Origin of the sequence: Brevibacterium samyangense, from assembly GCF_039529845.1 — a bacterium.
GTDB lineage: Bacteria > Actinomycetota > Actinomycetes > Actinomycetales > Brevibacteriaceae > Brevibacterium > Brevibacterium samyangense.
In genome coordinates, this window is record NZ_BAAANO010000041.1 from 1 (window position 1) to 2,188 (window position 2,188).

Below are 2,188 nucleotides of genomic sequence, written 5' to 3' on the forward strand. Positions count from 1 at the left end.
TGAATGGGTGCATTGGTACAACACCGAGCGGCTTCACGGGGAACTGGACTACCGGACGCCGGCCGAGGTCGAGGACGCGTACTGGGCCGAGTGCACCGCTGCCGAGGGTGTTGATTCCGCGGCATGACGCAGCCCATCCGAACATCCTGAACGCACGTTCACTGTCTACGAAACCCGGGACTTGACACCGGCCTGAAAGCCGCGATCAAGGCAATCCTGCCGGCAGCTGCCTGGCAACGCTGCCACGTCCACTTCACTCGTAACGTCACCCAACGTCTCGGTTCGGCCCGTTCCAAGCCCGTCAACGCGTTGATCACGACGATCTTCGCGCAGACCAACCCGGAAGCCGTAACCGGTCAATACCGGCAGGTCGCAGACAGCCTGCGCGGTTCGTTCCCCGAGATCACCACAATGCTCGAGGAAGCAGAGGCGGACCTCATCGCGTTCGCGCACATGCCGCGTGAACACTGGCAGAAGATCTGGTCCAACAACCCCATCGAGCGTCTGAACCGTGAGATCAAACGCCGAGCCGACGTGGTGCAGATCTTCCCTGACCGTGACAGCGTCACCCGTCTCATCGGTGCCGTCCTGCAGGAGCAGCACGAGGAATGGCAGTACGGCGAACGCCGGTACTTCTCCGAGGTCTCCATGCGCAAACTCGTCCACGCCCTTCACGACCATGCCGAGCCGGCGAGTCCCGGTCTCCACCTGACTGCCTGACCCCATCCATCACGGAGAACAACAGAAGTGACACCACAACACGAGACTTGACCAAGTTTCCGGCTCCGGGGGCAGGATGGATGCATGACCAATCACATGCCGACCGACGAGGTCACCCCCGGCACCCGCCTGAGTCCCGGCGCCGTGGCGCCACCGAAGGCGATCAAGGATCCTCTCCCCGATTGGAATCCGCGGGGTCCGCGGGTTCGTCGCGATCCCCTTTCCGCCTACGACGAGATGCGATCGCGATGTCCCGTCGCGCGCGGGGCGAGTGGTGCCTGGACGCTGTTTTCGCATGCTGATGTCACTGCTGCCGCCCTGGATCATCAAGTTTTCTCCAACGCGGTGTCCCGCCACCTCCAGGTGCCCAACGGCTTCGACGAGGCCACGCACACGGAGTTCCGAGCTCTCGTGGATCGCTACTTCACTCGGAAACGGATGACAGCCTTGGAGCCTGCGGTGCAGCGAGTCGCGGCCGAACTCGTCTCGCAATTCGACGTTCCCGGGCCCATCGACGCAGTCGAGGTCGGCGCTCGCTTTGCGGTGCGCGCGCAAAGCGCCTGGCTCGGGTGGCCCCTTGACCTCGAGGGCGAGCTCCTGCAGTGGATGGCGGACAACCATGCAGCCACTCGCTCACGAGATGGGGCGCGCACCGCGGAGGTCGCCCAGCGCTTCGATGCCATCATCCGGTCCCTCATCGACGCTCGCCGCGAGGCTGGTGACGCCGCACCCGACGATGTCACCACCGAGCTCCTCCACGACCGTGTCAACGGCCGCGAGCTGACCGACGAAGAGATCGTCTCGATCCTGCGCAACTGGACGGGTGGCGACCTGGGGTCGATCGCCCTCTGCACGGGCGTGATTCTGACCTACCTCGCCGACCACTCGCACGTGCAAGCCCGGCTGCGCTCCGGAGTGTCCGATCGGGAGTTCAACGCGATCCTCGATGAGATCCTGCGAATTGATGATCCCTTCGTGGCTAACCGACGCATCACCACCGAGCCCGTCACGGTCGGCGGCCGTGAGCTCGCCGCCGGCGAACGAGTCTTCCTCAACTGGGCATCCGCCAATCGGGATCCGCAGATGTTCGGTGACCCGGACGCATTCGATCCCCTTGGTAATGCGCCCTACAACCTCGTGTACGGTATCGGGAAACACGTCTGTCCTGGTCGCCCGCTCGCGACCCTCGAACTGCGGGCACTGACCCGGGCCGTCCTCGAGACGACGGTCACGATCGAACCCAATCCGGACAGGCGCCGACAGCGCGCGCTGCCGCCCGTCGGTGGCTTTGCCGCCGCTCCGCTGCGCCTGCGGTGACGACACAACCGGCCGTGGCCATCATGGCCAGGATGAGGACGTGGGGTTGGAAACTGACCGACATTGGGAGGAGGATCGTCGAATTGTCAAGTCCCGGGTTTCGTAGACAGTGAACGTGCGTTCAGGATTTGAAGGAATCGCGGTGCCTCGT

At 64.2% G+C, this 2,188-nt stretch carries 1 protein-coding gene and 1 pseudogene; both read left to right on the forward strand.

From position 1 onward, the window contains the following. Positions 1-186: 186 nt before the first annotated feature. A pseudogene (locus ABD172_RS14965) lies at positions 187-720 on the forward strand (transposase); the annotation flags it as partial. Positions 721-804: 84 nt separating this feature from the next. After that, on the forward strand, positions 805-2,037 hold the full coding sequence (locus tag ABD172_RS14970) for a cytochrome P450 (protein WP_344310978.1): 1,233 nt from the start codon (positions 805-807) through the stop codon (positions 2,035-2,037). The last annotated feature ends 151 nt before the right edge of the window (positions 2,038-2,188 follow it).